The 15,486-nt window shown below is 71.3% G+C and carries 14 protein-coding genes; 6 read left to right on the forward strand and 8 right to left on the reverse strand.

Annotated elements, in window-relative coordinates; genetic code table 11:
* Positions 1 to 94: 94 nt before the first annotated feature.
* Together ACFVXC_RS35620 and ACFVXC_RS35625 are read left to right on the forward strand one after the other, a co-directional pair.
* Positions 95 to 943, forward strand: a complete 849-nt coding sequence (locus tag ACFVXC_RS35620; RefSeq protein ID WP_389914136.1) for an SMP-30/gluconolactonase/LRE family protein — start codon at positions 95 to 97, stop codon at positions 941 to 943.
* A gap of 151 nt (positions 944 to 1,094) precedes the next feature.
* Complete coding sequence (locus ACFVXC_RS35625; RefSeq protein ID WP_389914139.1) at positions 1,095 to 1,796, forward strand: hypothetical protein; 702 nt, start codon at positions 1,095 to 1,097, stop codon at positions 1,794 to 1,796.
* Positions 1,797 to 1,904: 108 nt separating this feature from the next.
* Here the strand turns inward: ACFVXC_RS35625 and ACFVXC_RS35630 are convergent, their stop codons facing one another.
* The gene (locus tag ACFVXC_RS35630; protein ID WP_389914141.1) at positions 1,905 to 2,354 is read right to left on the reverse strand and encodes a MarR family winged helix-turn-helix transcriptional regulator; all 450 of its coding nucleotides are present in this window, start codon (positions 2,352 to 2,354) and stop codon (positions 1,905 to 1,907) included.
* A gap of 127 nt (positions 2,355 to 2,481) precedes the next feature.
* Here ACFVXC_RS35630 and ACFVXC_RS35635 point away from each other — a divergent pair, with 127 nt between their 5' ends.
* A complete protein-coding gene (locus ACFVXC_RS35635; protein WP_389914144.1) occupies positions 2,482 to 3,525 on the forward strand; it encodes an NADP-dependent oxidoreductase in 1,044 nt (347 codons plus the stop codon).
* A gap of 117 nt (positions 3,526 to 3,642) precedes the next feature.
* Positions 3,643 to 4,071 (forward strand): organic hydroperoxide resistance protein, encoded by a 429-nt coding sequence (locus ACFVXC_RS35640; RefSeq protein ID WP_389914147.1) that lies wholly within the window; start codon positions 3,643 to 3,645, stop codon positions 4,069 to 4,071.
* An 89-nt stretch (positions 4,072 to 4,160) separates the two neighbouring features.
* Here ACFVXC_RS35640 and ACFVXC_RS35645 read toward each other — a convergent pair whose 3' ends face one another.
* Both ACFVXC_RS35645 and ACFVXC_RS35650 read right to left on the reverse strand, forming a co-directional pair.
* The gene (locus ACFVXC_RS35645) at positions 4,161 to 5,318 is read right to left on the reverse strand and encodes a serine hydrolase domain-containing protein (RefSeq protein WP_389914150.1); all 1,158 of its coding nucleotides are present in this window, start codon (positions 5,316 to 5,318) and stop codon (positions 4,161 to 4,163) included.
* Between the two features lie 177 nt (positions 5,319 to 5,495).
* Positions 5,496 to 8,117, reverse strand: coding sequence for a M14 family zinc carboxypeptidase (locus ACFVXC_RS35650; RefSeq protein ID WP_389914153.1), 2,622 nt, complete (start codon positions 8,115 to 8,117; stop codon positions 5,496 to 5,498).
* A gap of 147 nt (positions 8,118 to 8,264) precedes the next feature.
* On the opposite strand from ACFVXC_RS35650, the gene ACFVXC_RS35655 reads away from it, so the two are divergent.
* Positions 8,265 to 9,083: an EI24 domain-containing protein gene (locus ACFVXC_RS35655; RefSeq protein ID WP_389914155.1), complete on the forward strand. Its 819-nt coding sequence runs from the start codon at positions 8,265 to 8,267 to the stop codon at positions 9,081 to 9,083.
* 3 nt (positions 9,084 to 9,086) lie between these two features.
* Here the strand turns inward: ACFVXC_RS35655 and ACFVXC_RS35660 are convergent, their stop codons facing one another.
* From ACFVXC_RS35660 to ACFVXC_RS35675, 4 genes are all read right to left on the reverse strand, one after another.
* Complete coding sequence (locus ACFVXC_RS35660; RefSeq protein WP_389914158.1) at positions 9,087 to 10,379, reverse strand: pyroglutamyl peptidase; 1,293 nt, start codon at positions 10,377 to 10,379, stop codon at positions 9,087 to 9,089.
* Between the two features lie 59 nt (positions 10,380 to 10,438).
* Positions 10,439 to 11,341: an aminoglycoside phosphotransferase family protein gene (locus tag ACFVXC_RS35665; protein WP_389914161.1), complete on the reverse strand. Its 903-nt coding sequence runs from the start codon at positions 11,339 to 11,341 to the stop codon at positions 10,439 to 10,441.
* A 107-nt stretch (positions 11,342 to 11,448) separates the two neighbouring features.
* Positions 11,449 to 12,591: an abortive phage infection protein gene (locus tag ACFVXC_RS35670; protein WP_389914164.1), complete on the reverse strand. Its 1,143-nt coding sequence runs from the start codon at positions 12,589 to 12,591 to the stop codon at positions 11,449 to 11,451.
* Positions 12,592 to 12,676: 85 nt separating this feature from the next.
* On the reverse strand, positions 12,677 to 13,663 hold the full coding sequence (locus ACFVXC_RS35675; protein ID WP_389914303.1) for a LysR family transcriptional regulator: 987 nt from the start codon (positions 13,661 to 13,663) through the stop codon (positions 12,677 to 12,679).
* Positions 13,664 to 13,787: 124 nt separating this feature from the next.
* Between ACFVXC_RS35675 and ACFVXC_RS35680 the strand changes: the two genes are divergently transcribed.
* Entirely contained in the window at positions 13,788 to 14,612 is an 825-nt protein-coding gene (locus ACFVXC_RS35680) for an NAD(P)-dependent oxidoreductase (protein ID WP_389914166.1), read from the forward strand.
* A 189-nt stretch (positions 14,613 to 14,801) separates the two neighbouring features.
* On the opposite strand, the gene ACFVXC_RS35685 is transcribed toward ACFVXC_RS35680, so the two are convergent.
* Positions 14,802 to 15,431 carry a TetR/AcrR family transcriptional regulator gene (locus ACFVXC_RS35685; protein WP_389914169.1) on the reverse strand — a complete coding sequence of 210 codons (630 nt, stop codon included), beginning with the start codon at positions 15,429 to 15,431 and terminating at the stop codon, positions 14,802 to 14,804.
* Positions 15,432 to 15,486: the final 55 nt, after the last annotated feature.

The raw sequence follows: 15,486 nt of genomic DNA on the forward strand, positions 1-15,486 counted from the left end.
GACGAGTGGGATAAGGCGAGTGGGCCGCGAAGGACGGGCTGACCTGACCTGACCTGACCTGGGCTGGGCTGGGTCGTGCGGGTAGCCTGCCGCAATGGACATAGCGGTACGCGCGCAGGCAGCACTCGGCGAGGGCCCCACCTGGGACCATGCCGCCCGGCGACTGATCTGGGTCGACATCCTGAGCTCACGCGTCCATACGTACGACCCGTCGACCGGGCACCGCTCGGTCATGGCCACCGAACAGCACGTCGGCGCCGCGAAGCCGCGCGCCGGCGGCGGCCTTGTGGTCAACCTCCGTGACGGCGTGGGCCTCTACGACTCCATGGCGGAGGGCGGCGCGTTCCGCTGGCTGCACCACGAGGCCGTGCCGGGCCGCCGTGGCAACGACGCGGTGGTCGCCCCCGACGGGGCGCTCTGGGCGGGCGCGATGCGCTATGACGAGGCGACGGGCGGCGGCAACCTGATCCGGCTGACCGGTGACGGCACGGCGACCGAGGTCTTCGGTGACGTGTCCGTCAGCAACGGCACGGGATGGAGTCCGGACGGCCGGTTCATGTACTACGTCGACACTCCGACGCGCCGCATCGACGTACTGGAACTGCGCGATGACCAACTCCCGCTCTCCAGGCGCCCCTTGGCGACCATCGAGGCCGACGCCGGATATCCCGACGGGCTCACCGTCGACGCCGACGGCTGCGTCTGGGTCGCCCTGTGGGACGGCGCCGCCGTCCGCCGCTACACCCCGTCCGGCGACCTTGACCGGGTGATCGAGCTGCCGGTGGCCCGCCCGACCGCGTGCGCGTTCGGCGGCGCGGGGCTGCGCGACCTGTACATCACCTCCGCCAGTACGGGACTTGCGGCGCCGCACCCCATGTCCGGATCCGTGCTCGTGGTGCCGGACGCCGGGCAGGGTGTCGAACAGGCGGCGTTCGCGGGTTAGCTTCGACGGTCGGGGGAGCCCCGGGACCGGGCCGGGAGAGGCGGTTTGCCCCATAGGGGAAGTCGATGCCGCTGGAACATTCGATTCCGCACACAACCTTCACGGCAGTGGCTTCCTCTGTCACCCGCGCCTCACTTAGCCTCCATGCCTCATGGACTACTGCCACCCGTGCCACAGGCACCTCAACGGCGCCCTGGCCTGCCCGGGATGCGGAACCCCGGCCGAAGCCTGCCGTGAGTACGCGGAGGCGGTCGCGGCGCAGGCCGAACCGGACGATTCCGAGCGCGCGTACGACGACGCGCCGCGCGGCAGGGGCCGCCGTCGGGAGCGCGGACGCCGGGCGCACCGGCGCAGACGCCGCAAGGTCCTGTTGATCACCGCTGGGCTCGCGCTCGCGGCCGGCGGCCTGAGCCTGGCCGAGCTCGGCACGGAGGGCCCTTCGGACGAACCGGCGGCGGCGTCCTCGCCGGACGGGGCAGGTGGCGAGTCCGCGTCGGGGGCGCCGACGGACCCCGAGAGCGGCGCGGCGACGGGCGCCGAGTCCGCCGCGGACACGTCGGGCGCGCCTTCGGCGGCGGAGTCCGATTCGGCGTCCGCGAAGGACGAGAAGTCCAAGGAATCCAAGGAGGCGGAGAAGGACAGGGGCGACGGGAAGTCGGATGAGGCCGGGAAGGACCCTGATTCCGCCGCTCCGGCCACGACGTCCGCGCCCGACGCCCCGGGCTCGCCGGATGCCCCGGACACCCCCGGAACCACGCGCCCCACGCCCCCGCCGACCACGCGGCAGCCGGATCCGACGCCCGATCCTGAACCCTCGGAGACGTGCGACCGCTTCCTGTGGTGGTGCACGTAGCGGTCGACCCATAAGCCGACCCCTACGCCGACCCATAAGTCGACCGCGCGCCGACCCATAAGCCGACCGCGCGCCGACCGCACGCCGACCGCTACGAGGCGGCGAAGGTCAGATCGCGTCCTCGCCGACCATCCTCCGCAGCAGCCCGCGCAGCGAGAGCCGCTCCTCGCGGGTCAGCTCGGCCAGCGGCTCCCGCGCGAAGTCCAGCGAATCGCGCAGGCTGCGGGCGACCGTAAGGCCCTCCTCCGTCGGCGCCGCCAGCTTCACGCGGCGGTCGGCCGGGTCGGGCCGCCGCTCGACGAGTCCGCGCGCCTCGAGCCGGTCGATGATCCCCGTGATGTTCGACGGCTCGCACTTCAGTTTCTGGGCTATGCGGCGCATGGGCAGGGGCTCGATGGAGAGCAGCCCCAGAACGCGCGCCTGCGCGCCGGTGAGGGCGTGCTTGCCCGCCGCGGCGTCGTACTCCTCGTAGTAACGCGCGACGACCGTGCCGATGAGCTCGACGACTTCGAGCGTCAGGGGGTCGGTGCGCGGGGTGCGGGAGCTGGTGGTGGCCATGCACTCCAGGCTACCCCGATACTTGACATCATGAAATATGTAGGAGCATGGTTGTTTCACAACCTGAAGCATTTCCGTCACAGCAGCCTGCTGGAAACGGCAGCCTGAGCAGCAGGAGGACGCCCGCATGTCCGTCACCCCCGAGGCCTCCGGGTCCCAGCTCCCCGCCGTCAGCCGCGAATGGCACCTCGTGCGCCGCCCGCACGGCTGGCCGGTCCCGGAGGACTTCGCCCTGCGCGAGGCCCCTGTCTCCGCCCCGGCCGACGGCCAGATCCTGGTCCGCAACCTGCACTTCTCCGTGGACCCGTACATGCGCGGCCGGATGAACGACGTGAAGTCGTACACCCCGCCGTTCAAGCTGGACGAGCCCATGCAGGGCGGTGCGGTCGGCGAGGTCGTCGCGTCGAACGCCGAAGGCTTCGCGGTGGGTGACAACGTCCTGCACTTCGCGGGCTGGCGCGAGTACGCGACCCTCCCGGCCAAGCACGCCACCAAGGTGGACGGGCAGGCCGCGCCGCTCTCCGCGTACCTCGGCGTGCTCGGCATGACGGGCCTGACCGCGTACGCGGGCCTCTTCGAGGTCGCCTCGTTCAAGGAGGGCGACTCGGTCTTCGTCTCCGGCGCCGCGGGCGCCGTCGGCTCCCAGGTCGGCCAGATGGCCAAGCTCAAGGGCGCTTCGCGCGTCATCGGCTCGGCGGGCTCGGACGAGAAGGTGAAGAAGCTCGTGGAGGAGTACGGCTTCGACGCCGCGTTCAACTACAAGGACCCGCGCCCGGTCGTCGAGCAACTGAAGGACGCGGCCCCCGACGGCATCGACGTCTACTTCGACAACGTGGGCGGCGAGCACCTCGAAGCCGCCATCAGCCGCATGAACGTGCACGGCCGTGCCACCATCTGCGGCATGATCGCGGGCTACAACGACACCGAGCCGACGCCGGGCCCGCGGAACATGGCCATGATCATCGGTAAGCGCCTGCGCCTCCAGGGCGTGCTCGTCGGGGACCACGAGGCGCTGCAGCCGCAGTTCGTCTCCGAGGTCGCCGAGTGGATCCGCTCCGGCGAGCTCAAGTACGACGAGACGTTCGTCGAGGGTGTCGAGAACGGCGTGGAGGCCTTCCTCGGCATGCTGCGCGGCGAGAACACGGGAAAGATGATCGTTTCCCTGGCCTGAGTCGCGGGCACGCGAGGTGCATCGCCGGAACTCATCTTCCGGCATCCGATAAAGTGATTCCACATTGTCGCGACTGTGGGCGCGCATCGCGGAACATCTCAGGAGGAACCGGCACTTATGTCCATCCAGCAGATCGACGTCAAGTACACCGCCGTCGCCACCGCCGAGAACGGCCGTGACGGCCGCGTCGCCACCGATGACGGCAAGCTCGACGTCGTCGTCAACCCGCCGAAGGAGATGGGCGGCAGCGGCGCGGGCACCAACCCCGAGCAGCTCTTCGCGGCCGGCTACAGCGCCTGCTTCCAGGGTGCGCTCGGCGTGGTCGCCCGCAAGGAGAACGCCGACATCTCCGGCTCGACCGTGACCGCCAAGGTCGGCATCGGCTCGACCGAGGCCGGCGGCTTCGGCCTTGAGGTCGCGATCACCGCCTCCATCCCGAACGTGGACACGGCCACCGCGCAGTCCCTGATCGAGAAGGCGCACCAGGTGTGCCCGTACTCGAACGCCACGCGCGGCAACATCAAGGTGGAGCTCGCGGTCGCCTGATCACCGCGGCGCGTACGCCTCTCGTACGCGACGGAGGGCCGCACCCCGGACAGGGGTGCGGCCCTACGCCATGTCGGTCGGTCGTTCGCTCAGCCGGCCACGACGGCCGTGTGGATCGCCAGCACGAGACGCTCGTTCTCCTCGGCCGGGCCGCCCGGGAAAGCGAACCGGCGCCGCGTGTAGCCGTAGGTGAGCCCGCTGTGCGGATCGGCGAAGGCCTGCGAGCCGCCCAGACCGCTGTGCCCGATGGTCCCCGCGCCGAGGAACGGGTACTTGGACTCGGAGGTGCTCTGGAACCCGAGCCCGAACGACCTGTGGGCCCGCGACACCAGGTCGTGTCCGGTGGAGTGGATCTGCCCGAACGCGGCCACGGTGTCCGCCTTCAGGAGGGGCTCCCGGCCGTCGAGCCCGGTGACCGCCGCCGCGTACATCCCGGCGAGACCGCGCGCGGAGGCGACACCACCCGCCGACGCGCCCCCCTTGGCGCGCACCAGGCGGGAGTTGGGGAACGCCTCCAGGTCGGTGGGGTGTGCGCCGTTCTGGTTGAAGGCGATGGACGGCAGGCTGCCCGGCTGCGGCGGCTGCGCGTCGAGGACCGCCTGCTCGGCGGGGGAGGGGGTCATCGGAAGGACGGACTGGAACCGGGGCTCCAGCGCTTCCGGGAGCCCGAGGTGGAAGTCGAGCCCGTGCGGGGCGCGGACACGCTCCTCGTACACCTCTTGCAGCGTCTGCCCGGTGGCCCGGAAGACGACCTCGCCGGTCAGGGCGCCGATGGAGAACGCGTGGTAGCCGAAGGCGGTGCCGGGGCGCCAGAAGGGACGCTGCCCCGCGAGGCGCGCGGCGATCGCGCGGTCGTCGGCGACCTCCTCCAGAGTGAACCCGGTGTCGGCGCCGACGATGCCCACGCGGTGGGCGAGGAGCTCCCGGAGGGTGACGTCCCCCTTGCCCTCGGCCGCGAACTCCGGCCAGTAGTACGCCACTTGGCGGTCCAGCTCCAAGGTGCCGTCCTGGACGAGCAGGGCCACGACGAGGTGGGCCGCGCCCTTGGTGGACGAGTAGACGCCGAACAGCGTCTCGGGCCCGGTGTCCGGCCCCACCCACAGGTCGACGACCTGCTTCCCCTTCACATAGGCGGAGAGTTGCGCGGCGTGATCGGGCTTCTCCCCGGCGAGCACGGCAGCGAACTCGTCCCGGACGGCTTCGTATCCGGCTGCGATGGTGCCTTGTACCTTGATCTCACGGGTCATGTGGTCTCATGCCTCCCTGCTCGCTGCAACCGCGGTCAAAGCCGGGAGAATTCCCGGCCCCGGCCCTCAACGCCGGAGGGGCCGAATATCAGCCCTCCGGCGTTTGGAGCCGGGCCCGGGGCGGAGCCCCGGTTTTCGGCAAGGGGCGGGAGCGGAGAGAGCCCCGCAGGGTCCGTCCTAGCCTCGGCCCACGCTCAGCAACGCCCGCCCCACTTGCGGAAACACTCCCTTGGGGTGGTCCCGGAAGAGCGGCTCGGTGCCGAAGAGAACCACGCGGGACCCGGCAGCGGACCCGCTGACGACGGAAGCCTGACCCGAGGCGTCCGCAGGACCCCCCGCACCACCCTCGACCGCCCGCCAGTGCCCGGAGACCAGCGGATTCCCGCCCCCGTACGACTGCTCGACCCGCACACCACTGCCGAGCCCGGTGAACCACATGGGCGCGTACACGAACGAATGCTCCGGGGCGCCCCCGGTGACAGGGCCACCGGAGTTGACAACCCGCACCACGCCATTGGCATCGCCGTTCCCGGCGACCGCCTTCACGGAGAGCAGCTTCGCGGCGGAGTTCAGCGCGGCCCCCTGTGAACCACGCCCGACGAGCCCACCCCCACCGGCGAGAAACGCGTCGAGCCCGGCCTTGGCCCCGGCGTTCAGCTCGCCGTAGGAGAGCCCGGCAGAGACGAACAGGGCGTCCGCACCCGACTTCTTCCAGTCGAACCCGGCGTTGAGGGCATCCGTCGACACCGGCACCACGTCGAAGTTCATCTCCCGAAGAGCGAACAGCTCACCGGGAGTGACGGCCGCCGCGACCCGTGTGGGGTGCACGACAGCGCCGCCCTTCACCTTGGTGGCGTCGAAGGCGACGTCGTACTTCTTCGCCGCGGCGACCGCCGCACCCCGCGCCGACGACGGCAGGATCACGCTCCCGTCTTCGGCTCGCCGCACGGAAGTCCCGCGTGCCAGCAGCCAGTTGAGAGCGGCGGTCTCCCGCGCGTCGTCGAGCCGCAGCCGAAGAGCTCCGCGCGAAGCGACATGCCCGACCCGCGTCGCGGAGTCCACGACACCCGACCGCACACCGGACAGCGAGCCACCCTTCACCGGGTCCACCGTCGCGCCCCACAGCCGCCCGAGGCTCCACCCCGAGATGTCGTACATCGTGGACACCTTGTCGCTGATGTCGCGCCCGTCGGCGAGCATCACATTGGCGAGCCCGCGCTTGGGCTGACGCATGTCGATGACGTACGAACCCTCGGCGTACGAGGTCCCGCCGAGCCTGAAGTCCCGTGTCGCTCGGCACACTTCGACGTCGTTGTCGAGCAGGTGCTGCACGAGCCGCGAGGCGGCCGCCGCCGAGCGCTGGCGGCGCTCGCCCTTCTCCTCGCCCCGCGGAATCACGTACGCACGGGGGAAGTCGGTCGTGTAGACGTCCTCAGGGCCGATGCCCGGCACCCCGGGCACGGTCTCGGGCGAGACCGGCACCTGCGCCGCACCCGTCGCGCCGCGCCGGAACGTCTCGATCTGGTCGGCGATCACCGAAGTCCGGTGCTCCTGCGTGTACTTGAGAGTCGCCGACATCGCCGCGCCCGCGATGTCCACGTTGATCGCGGACCGCCGCCGCAGCTCCGGCACCGACAGATCGTCGTACTCGTCGTTGTTGACGGTCATCGGGAACTCGATGGTGTGCGCGGCGACCGCGCCGTGGAAGGGCATGTACTGCGGGGTGAAGATCGGCGGCCAGTCGTCCCAGCCCTCCTTCTGGTCACGGAAGGGGATGATCGCCGGCTCGACGCCGTCCTTCTCGGGGGTGTAGCCGAGGCCGTTGACCGCGGCCTCCATGCCGAGGGCGTTGGCGTAGGAGTTCTTGAGGAAGAGGTCGTACTCGTAGTTCTCGCCGTGCGGAGGAGTCGTCGGCTCGATCAGCGTGCCGTTGACGTAGCCGTGCAGGTCGATCATGACCGCGGGCTGCTTGTCGATGGCGACCTGCCGCATCGCGCGGACCTCGGGCTGTGACGCGGTGATGAAGTCACGGTTGAGGTCGAAGCCGTTGGCGTTCTCGCGGGTGCCCGCGATGCGGCCGTCGGGGTTGGCCGTGACGTTGAAGTAGAGCCGGTTGTGCGCGAGCAGGTCGCGCGTCTTGCCGTCCTTGGCCTTCGCCAGCTTCTCGATGAGCTTCAGGGCGGCGTCCGTGCCCTCCCACTCGTTGCCGTGGATGTTGTTGTTGATGAAGACGGGCGTCTTGTACGAGGACTTGACCGCCGGATCCTTGGCGGCGGCGCCGGGCGCGTTCTCGATGAGGTCGCGCATCCGCTCCTGGCGGGCGGTCTCCTTGGCGGACTCGGGCGAGGTGACGGTCACCAGATAGAGCTGGTGTCCGCCCGCCGAACGGCCCGCGATCTCCACGCTGACGCGGTCGCCGATGCCCTGGATGTCATTCAGCTTCGGGGCGATGGAGTGATAGGGGGACAGACCCAGCTTTATCGACTTGTCGGCTGGATCGGCGGGAGGCGGGGTGAGCTTCTGTTCGCGGGGGTAACCGCGGTTCTTGCCGTCACCGGAGCCGTCACCGGAGCCGAGGCCGGAGCCTTCCGAGGCCCCCAGCGCGCGGTCGGCGGCGCTCTCCGGGGCCGTGGCGGCCGAGTCCGTGCTGCTGAGGGGTGAGCCCTCACGGAGGATGTCGCGACCGCCCGGGCCGGGGTCGGCGGTCGCGCTGCCGGGGGCGAGGGTGGTGAGGAGAAGAGCGCCCGCCGAGGCGAGCGTGGTGAGCAGAACGGGTCTGGACGGCCGGGGTATCCCCATACGTACCTCCTGAAGAGAAGTCGGTACGCGTGGTCTACCGTTTCAACCCCCGCGCAACAAGAGGGTCTTCGGCCCCCACGAGTCCCCTTGAGCCCCCCCTGCGTCCCATGGCCCGCAGGGCCGCGACCGGCGGATAGGCTGTGCCGCATGCGTGATCTGGGACGAGGCTTCGGCTACTTGATGAAGGGCCAGCGCTGGGTCGCCCAGCACGGCAAGCAGTACGGGGTCGGCCTGTTGCCGGGCTTGATCACCCTGGTTCTCTACGCGGCCGCGCTCGTCGCGCTCGGCCTCTGGGGCACGGACTTCGTCGGCTGGGCGACGCCCTTCTCCGACGACTGGTCGTCGCCGTGGCTCGGCCTGTTCCGCGGCTTCCTCACGGCGCTGCTCTTCGCGCTCGCACTCCTCCTCTCGGTGATCACCTTCACGGCCGTGACACTCCTGATCGGCCAGCCCTTCTACGAGTCACTGTCGGAGAAGGTCGACATCTCCGTCGCCGGACACGCCCCCGAGTCGGGCCTGCCGCTCTGGCGCGAACTGTGGATCTCCGCACGCGACAGCCTCCGCGTCCTCGTAAGGGCCCTGGTCTGGGGCATCCTGCTCTTCGCCCTCGGCTTCATCCCGGTCGTCGGTCAGACCGTGGTCCCGGTGGTCGGCTTCTGCGTGACCGGCTTCTTCCTGGCCGAGGAGCTGACCGCGGTGGCGCTGCAGCGCCGGGGCGTCGAACTCCGCGAACGGCTCACGCTGCTGCGCGGCCGGAAGCAGCTGGCCTGGGGCTTCGGCACCCCGCTCGCCGTGGCCTTCCTCGTCCCGTTCGTCGCGGTGTTCCTGATGCCGGGGGCGGTCGCGGGCGCGACGCTGATGGCGCGGGAACTGGCGGGCGAGAACGATCCCGAGGACCCGCGGGGACCGGCCGGTTCGGCCGGTCCCGAAGGCCAGATGTCGTCCGCTACCGGCGGGCGTCCATAGCGGCTATCCGCGGGCGTCCAGGGCGGTCGTCAGGATCTGCCGCACCTGCGCGATGATGTCGAGGCGGTTGCGCACGAACTCCGGATCGGTGATCTCGCCCGTGGCCGGGTCCGTGTTGCCCGTCCCGAACTGCAGGATCGGCGTGTGCACATGGCCGCCGGGCAGGCGGTCGTGCAGCCCGAGACGGTCGCGGAGCAGCGTCGCGCGGTAGGCGATCTCGTTCGACAGGTAGTTGCCGCCGCCGCCCTCGCGGGCCGTGGAACCGGCGGTGGGCCCGTCGGGGCGGACCACGGGGGCGCTCTGGCCCGCCGGGACCTCGGTCACCGAGGTGTTGTCGTACACGGGGAAGCGGCCCGTCTCGGCGCTCACGATGTCCTTGTACGGGAGGGTCGTGGACGTCCACTGCGGCTGCGAGGCCGGATCGGCCACCGGGACCGTCTCCGTGCGCGAGAGGTTCTCGTTGTCGGGGAAGCCGCCCCGCCACGCCCCGTTGGTCCGCTCGATGTCGAAGCGTCCCGCGCGGCCCTGGCTGATGGTGGTGAAGAGGTCGACGCCGGGGAGGTGGGCGCGCAGGGTGCGCTCGACCGTCCCCTCCTCGAAGTCCTCCCAGCGGACGGGGAAGACGGCGGTCTCCACGCGGGCGGGCCCGTCGGCGGTCTGGATGACGGCGCCGTCGAGCGCGAGGGCGGTGGCGCCGGACGGGTTGCTGATGCGGACGTCCCGGTCGAGCGTGAAGGGGTCGAAGCCGGTGACGAGGACGCGCTTGAGGCGGTGGCCGGCGGAGTCCCTCTTCGGGTAGCTGATGGAGTCGTGCCCGCGGGACGCGTCCTCAAGGGCCCGTATGAGAAGCCGCTGCCGGGCCTCGCCCACCCCGAAGCGGGTCGGCTCCCACTGGCGCAGCTCCCGGGTCATCCCGAGCCGGGCCCAGTACAGCGGCCGGTCGTCGTCCCTGCTCAGCTCACCGGCGGGACCCCGCCCCTGTGCCCGGTCGACGGCACGCCGCCACAGCGCCTCCCCCTGCCGTACGACGATGCGCTTGGCCTCGGCGTACGAGTGGGCGCGTTCCAGGGCCCGCGCGAACCTCGGAGCCACGGCGTCGAATCCGCTGCGCCGCAGGATCTCCCGCGGCGCGGCCCGGTCGAGGCGCTGCTCCTCCGTGGTGGCGTCCGATGCGGTGGCGCCTGATGCGGTGGCGTCCGACGCGGTGTCCGCCGACGCGGGTACGGCGGCGAGGGAGAGCAGGAGGGTGACGCCGAGCGTGGCGAGCCGCGGGGAGACGTTGGACGAGAGTGACACGGGAGTCCTTCCGTGGCCGGTGGGGTGATCGCAGTATTCCGGCAGGAAGGCGGCGCCCGCTAGCGGTTCACCTCTGCGTGATCTGCGAGAACCTCCTCGATCACATGGCGTGCGATCTTCGCGACGGTGGCATTCCTCGTCCGGTAGTACGGCAGCTCTATGAGCGCGATCGACAGGGCCCAGCCGCGCCCCCGTGCCCAGGTCGCGCCGTCGACGCCCAGGGCGGTACGGAAGGTCTCCCGTGCGTCGGCCGTGAGCAGGCTCCACGCGGTGATCAGATCGACGGCGGGTTCGCCGTGCCCCATGCACCCGAAGTCGATGACGGCGCTGAGCCGTCCGCCGGTGGTGAGGAGATTTCCCGGTTGCAGATCGGCGTGGACCCAGACGGGCGGCCCGTCCCAGCGGGGCGCGCGCAGGGCCGCGTCCCAGGCGGCGGTGGCGGCGTCGGTGTCGATGACGCCGTGGAGCTGTGCGATGGCCTCGCGGGTATCGGCGTCACGGGGCGCGAGCGGCCCGCTGCGGTACGCGGCAGGCGCTCCGGCCGGATCGACGCGCTGGAGCGCCATGACGAACTCCGCCAGATCGGCGGCGAACAGGCCGGGTTCGACCACTTCCCCGACGGCCGGGTTCTCCCCCTCCAGCCAGCGGTAGACGTACCAGGGCCACAGAAAGCCCTCGCCCGGCTCGCCCTGCCCCAGCGGCGCGGGAATGGCGACGGGAAGCGAGGCCGCGAGCCGCGGCAGATGAAGCACCTCGCGCTGTACGTCCTCGACGCCTCCCTCGATACGCGGGAGCCGGACGGCCATGTCGTCGCCGAGGCGGTAGATGGCGTTGACGGTGCCGCTCGACTCGACGGGCTCGACGGCGAGGTGCGCCCAGTCGGGGAACTGGGCGGCGAGCAGACGGCGTACGAGAGGCGTGTCGATGTCGGCTTCGTGGGCGTGCATCTTGGCAGGCGGCATGGGGCGCCCTTCCTTGAAGATCCGTCGGCTCCGTCAAGCTCCGTCAAGATCCGACGGACACTTCGATGGTGCACCACGCCACTGACAACGGCGGCCGGCCGGGGCCGTCATGGACGGCGCGCCGCGCGCCCATAGTGCTGGGCCACCGCGTGGAACGACTCCTTCGGCTCCCAGTGCCAACGGCCCGACGGGACGAAACCGTCCTGGATCGGCTTCACGAGGCCGTAGCTCGCCATGTCGAGGTCGTACCGCGTCTCGGAGCGGTGCGGGGCGTCCGGGGTGACGAAGTTGTAGAGCGTCGCCGAGTAGAGGTTCATCGACTCGAAGACGTCCAGTACGTCGGTGATGTACGCCGCCTGGGTCCGCTCGCTGCGCACGAGCCCGTCCTTGATCTCGGGTGGCTCCTTCGTGTAGTCGACGACGTCCCACCCCATGCCGCCCTGCTCCGGCGCGCCCCGGAACGTACAGGTGCCGAACTCGGTGACGGCCACCGGCTTTCCCCAGCGCTTGTAGGGCGCCAGGTCGCGGACGTAACCGGACCGGTCGCGGTGGCATCCGTAGTAGTTGACGCTCACGATGTCGAACAGACCCCAGTCGACCTCGTCGTCCTCCGCCGCCCCGTACGTCAGCCCGCCGCCGAAGACGGACCTGCCGACCGCCGCCGCGCGTCCGATGAACCGCTTCAGGCGCCGCCGCATCAGAACGGGGTCGTAGTTCCCCTTGGTGATGTTCTCGATCCGTTCCACCGCGTTGTCGCCGGGCACGATCCCCGGCACGAACAGCACGAACTCGCAGCCCACACTGAGGTGGACCGCCGCGCCCTGGCGCCTGAGCCGCTCGGCGTGCCGGCCCGTCTCCGCGAGGTGGTCGAGGATCTCCCGTTCGGGGCGGTCGGCCAGGCGCGGCTGGAGCCAGACGTGCAGTCCGCGTTCGGCGGCCTCCGTCGCGGTGGCGGCCAGCCGCCGTACGCCGTCGCCGAAGACGGAGACGGTGGTGGCGTGCAGCCGGTCCTGGACGGCGTCCATGTCCTCGCGCATGCGGCCCGCGTCCCAGCCGGTCGTGGGTGTCTCCCCGGTGGCCACCTCGTAGCAGACGCCCCGGTACGTGAGTCCGCCCGCTCCGGGGCCTGTTGCGGCGGCCGGTGCCGCCGCGGTCAGCAGACCCCCCGCCGCCGCCGCGACGCCCACGGCCCCCGCACCGGCCCCGGCCAGAAAGCGCGCCCGATTGATCCCGGTTCCGTCACTCCGCACGGTGCCTCCCTGTGTCCGCCCGTACGGTGCGTACGGTGGGCCCAAGTCTTGCTGGCGAGGCGGCCGAGCCGAGACGGCCGTCGGTCTACGCCGTGGGCGACCTTGGTAGGGACACGCCGTCCCGCGAGGCGACTTGAGTAGCCCGCAGCGCCTCCAGGAACGGCCCCACCGCCGGCGGAGCCACCCGCCCCCGCGCCGTCGCCGCGTACACGGCGCGCGGCGGCGCGTCCTCGTCGCGCACCGGGATCAGGGTGATGTCGGGGCGGACCGACTCCGCGGCAAGGGCGGGCACGAGGGTGACCCCGAGCCCGGCGGCCACGTAGCCCTGCTTGGCGGTCCACTCGGCGACGACATGGGCGACCCGCGGGCGGAATCCGTGCCGGTGCGCCTCCTCCAGGAGGGTTCCCTCGGCGTGCGCGCTGCCGGAGATCCATTCCTCGGCGGCGAGTTGGTGCAGACGCAGGGACTCGTGGCCCGCCAGCGCGTGGGCCGGAGGGACGGCGACGTACAGCGCCTCGTCAAGGAGGTGATGCAGCTCGTACGCGTCTACGTCGCCGCTCAGCGCCCCGCCCGTCGAGGAGACGATCGCCAGGTCGAGATCACCGTCCGCGAGGCGGGCGAGGAGCCAGGGCGTCAGGCCCTCCTCGCGGGTGAGCGTCACGCCGGGGTGCCGGGCGCGGAACGCCGCGATGGCGCGTGGCACGAGCGCCGCGTCGGCCGTCGCGAACGCCCCGAAGCGCAGGGTGCCGCCGGTCACGTCGCGCAGCGCCGTCAACTCCCGCTGCATGGCGTGGAGTCGGGCCATCGTCTCGTCGGCGTACGGCAGGAGCGTTCGGCCGTATGCGGTCAGGCGTACGCCTCGCGGCAGCCGGTCGAAGAGCGGGGCGCCGCCGAGGGCCGCCTCCAGGGAGGAGATCTGCCGCGAGACGGCGGACTGCGTCCAGCCGAGATCGCGGGCGGCCACGGTGAAGGAGCCGTGCCGCGAGACCTCCAGGAAGACGCGGAGCCAGACGGTGGAGAGGTCGGGCGGTGGCGCTGGTGGCGCCTGGGTCCGCGCGGCCTGGGCGGCCATGGCGGCCTGCGTGGCCTGGGCGGCCTGTGTGGCCTGGGCCATCCGTGCGACATGCGAGGTCGGCATGAATGACATGCTAGACATTCGCTTGTCGCATCACGCGCCCGGGCCTAGCGTCGGACCCATGGAGAAGATCGCGTTTCTTGGACTGGGGCATATGGGTACGCCCATGGCACGCCAACTCCTCGCGGCGGGCCACCCGTTGACGGTGTGGAACCGGACCGCCGAGAAGGCTGAGCCACTGGTGGGGGCGGGGGCCCGGCTCGCCGTCGACCCCGCGGACGCCGTGCGTGACGCCGATGTCGTCATCACCATGCTGGCGGGCCCCGACGCGGTGCGGGCCGTCGCCGACGCCATCGTGCCCGAGCTGCGGGCGGGGGTCCACTGGGTGGAGATGTCCACCGTCGGGCCCGATGTCGTAAGGGAGTTGTGGGAGAGGGTGCCGGACGGCGTGACCCTTGTCGACGCGCCCGTCATGGGGAGTACGGACAAGGCCGCCGCTGGGCAGCTCGGCATTCTCGCGGGCGGCGACGCGGACGGGGTCGCGCAGGTCCTCGCCTGCTTCGGCCCGGTGACCCGCACCGGCCCGCTCGGCTCGGGGGCCGCGCTGAAGGTCGTCGTCAACACCGCCGTCATCGGTGGCGTCGCTCTCGTGGCGGAGGCGATGAAACTGGCGGACGCGCTGGGTCTCGACGAGGAGACGGCCAAGGGGGCGCTCGCGAAGGGGCCGCTCGGGGGAGCGGTGGGCCGCGCCTTCGCCACGGACGTCCACTTCGGCAGCGACCTCGCCGTGAAGGACGTGGCGCTCGCGACGGAGACGACGCAACTACCGGCGATGGAGGCCGTATTGGGCCACTTCCAGGCTGCCGCCGCAGACCCTGATGTCGTCCACGAGGACATCGCGCGTGCGGTCGCCCACATCCGTTCCCGGAACGTCAAACCGTCGTAGCCGTAGCCGTAGCCCTAGCCGTAGCTCTAGCTCTAGCTCCAGCCCTAGCCGTTCCGTAGCCGCGCCCTCGTAGGAGCAGTCCTCACCGCGACGCCGCCCACCCGCACGACGGTCGAGGTGCCCCGGCTCTTCAGGCCCGACGCGGTCATGGAGGTCGAGGTCGTGGCGGCGGTCCGGGCCGCCGCCTGATCACTCGCCGCCGTTGCCGCTGTCGCCGCCGCTGTCCGCGCCGATCAGGCCCAGGAAGTCCCTGAACGCCCCTGCCATGTCCACCGATTCGGGGTCCAGGAGCCACTGGTACTGAAGCCCGTCCATCACCGCGACGAGCAGCGGCGCCGCCGCCTTTGGAGTGAGGCCGCCGGGCAGGCGGTCCCCGTACTCCACGCGCAGGACCGCCGCGAACTTCTCCCGCACCGACCCGTACCGCTCGGTGAAGTACTCCCGTGCCGGATGCCCGTCCGTGACGCTCTCGCCGAGCAGCGCGGAGAAGGTCTGGATGATGCCGGGGCGCATCGCGTTGTACTCGACGAGCGAGCCGAGCAGGTCGAGGCGGATCTCGTTCGACGGGACCGCGTCCCACTGGTCGCGGGCGTCGAGGACGGCGACGAGGAGGGCGTCCTTCGTGGGGAAGTAGTGCAGGAGGCCCTGCTGGGTCAGGCCGACCCGCTCGGCCACGGCACCCAGGCTCGCGCCCCGGTAGCCGCGCTCGGCGATCACCTCGAAGGCGGCCCGCAGGATCTCCGCTCGCCGCTCCTCGCTCCTGGCCCTGGCCTTGGTCGTGGTCGTGGCCTTGGCCGTAATCCTGGCCTTGGGCGCCATCGCGTCCGCCCTTCACGTTCTCTGTCCCGCTCCCGATCCTGCCCGCGGGACGACC

The organism is Streptomyces sp. NPDC058257 (assembly GCF_042881845.1).
Taxonomy (GTDB): Bacteria; Actinomycetota; Actinomycetes; order Streptomycetales; family Streptomycetaceae; genus Streptomyces.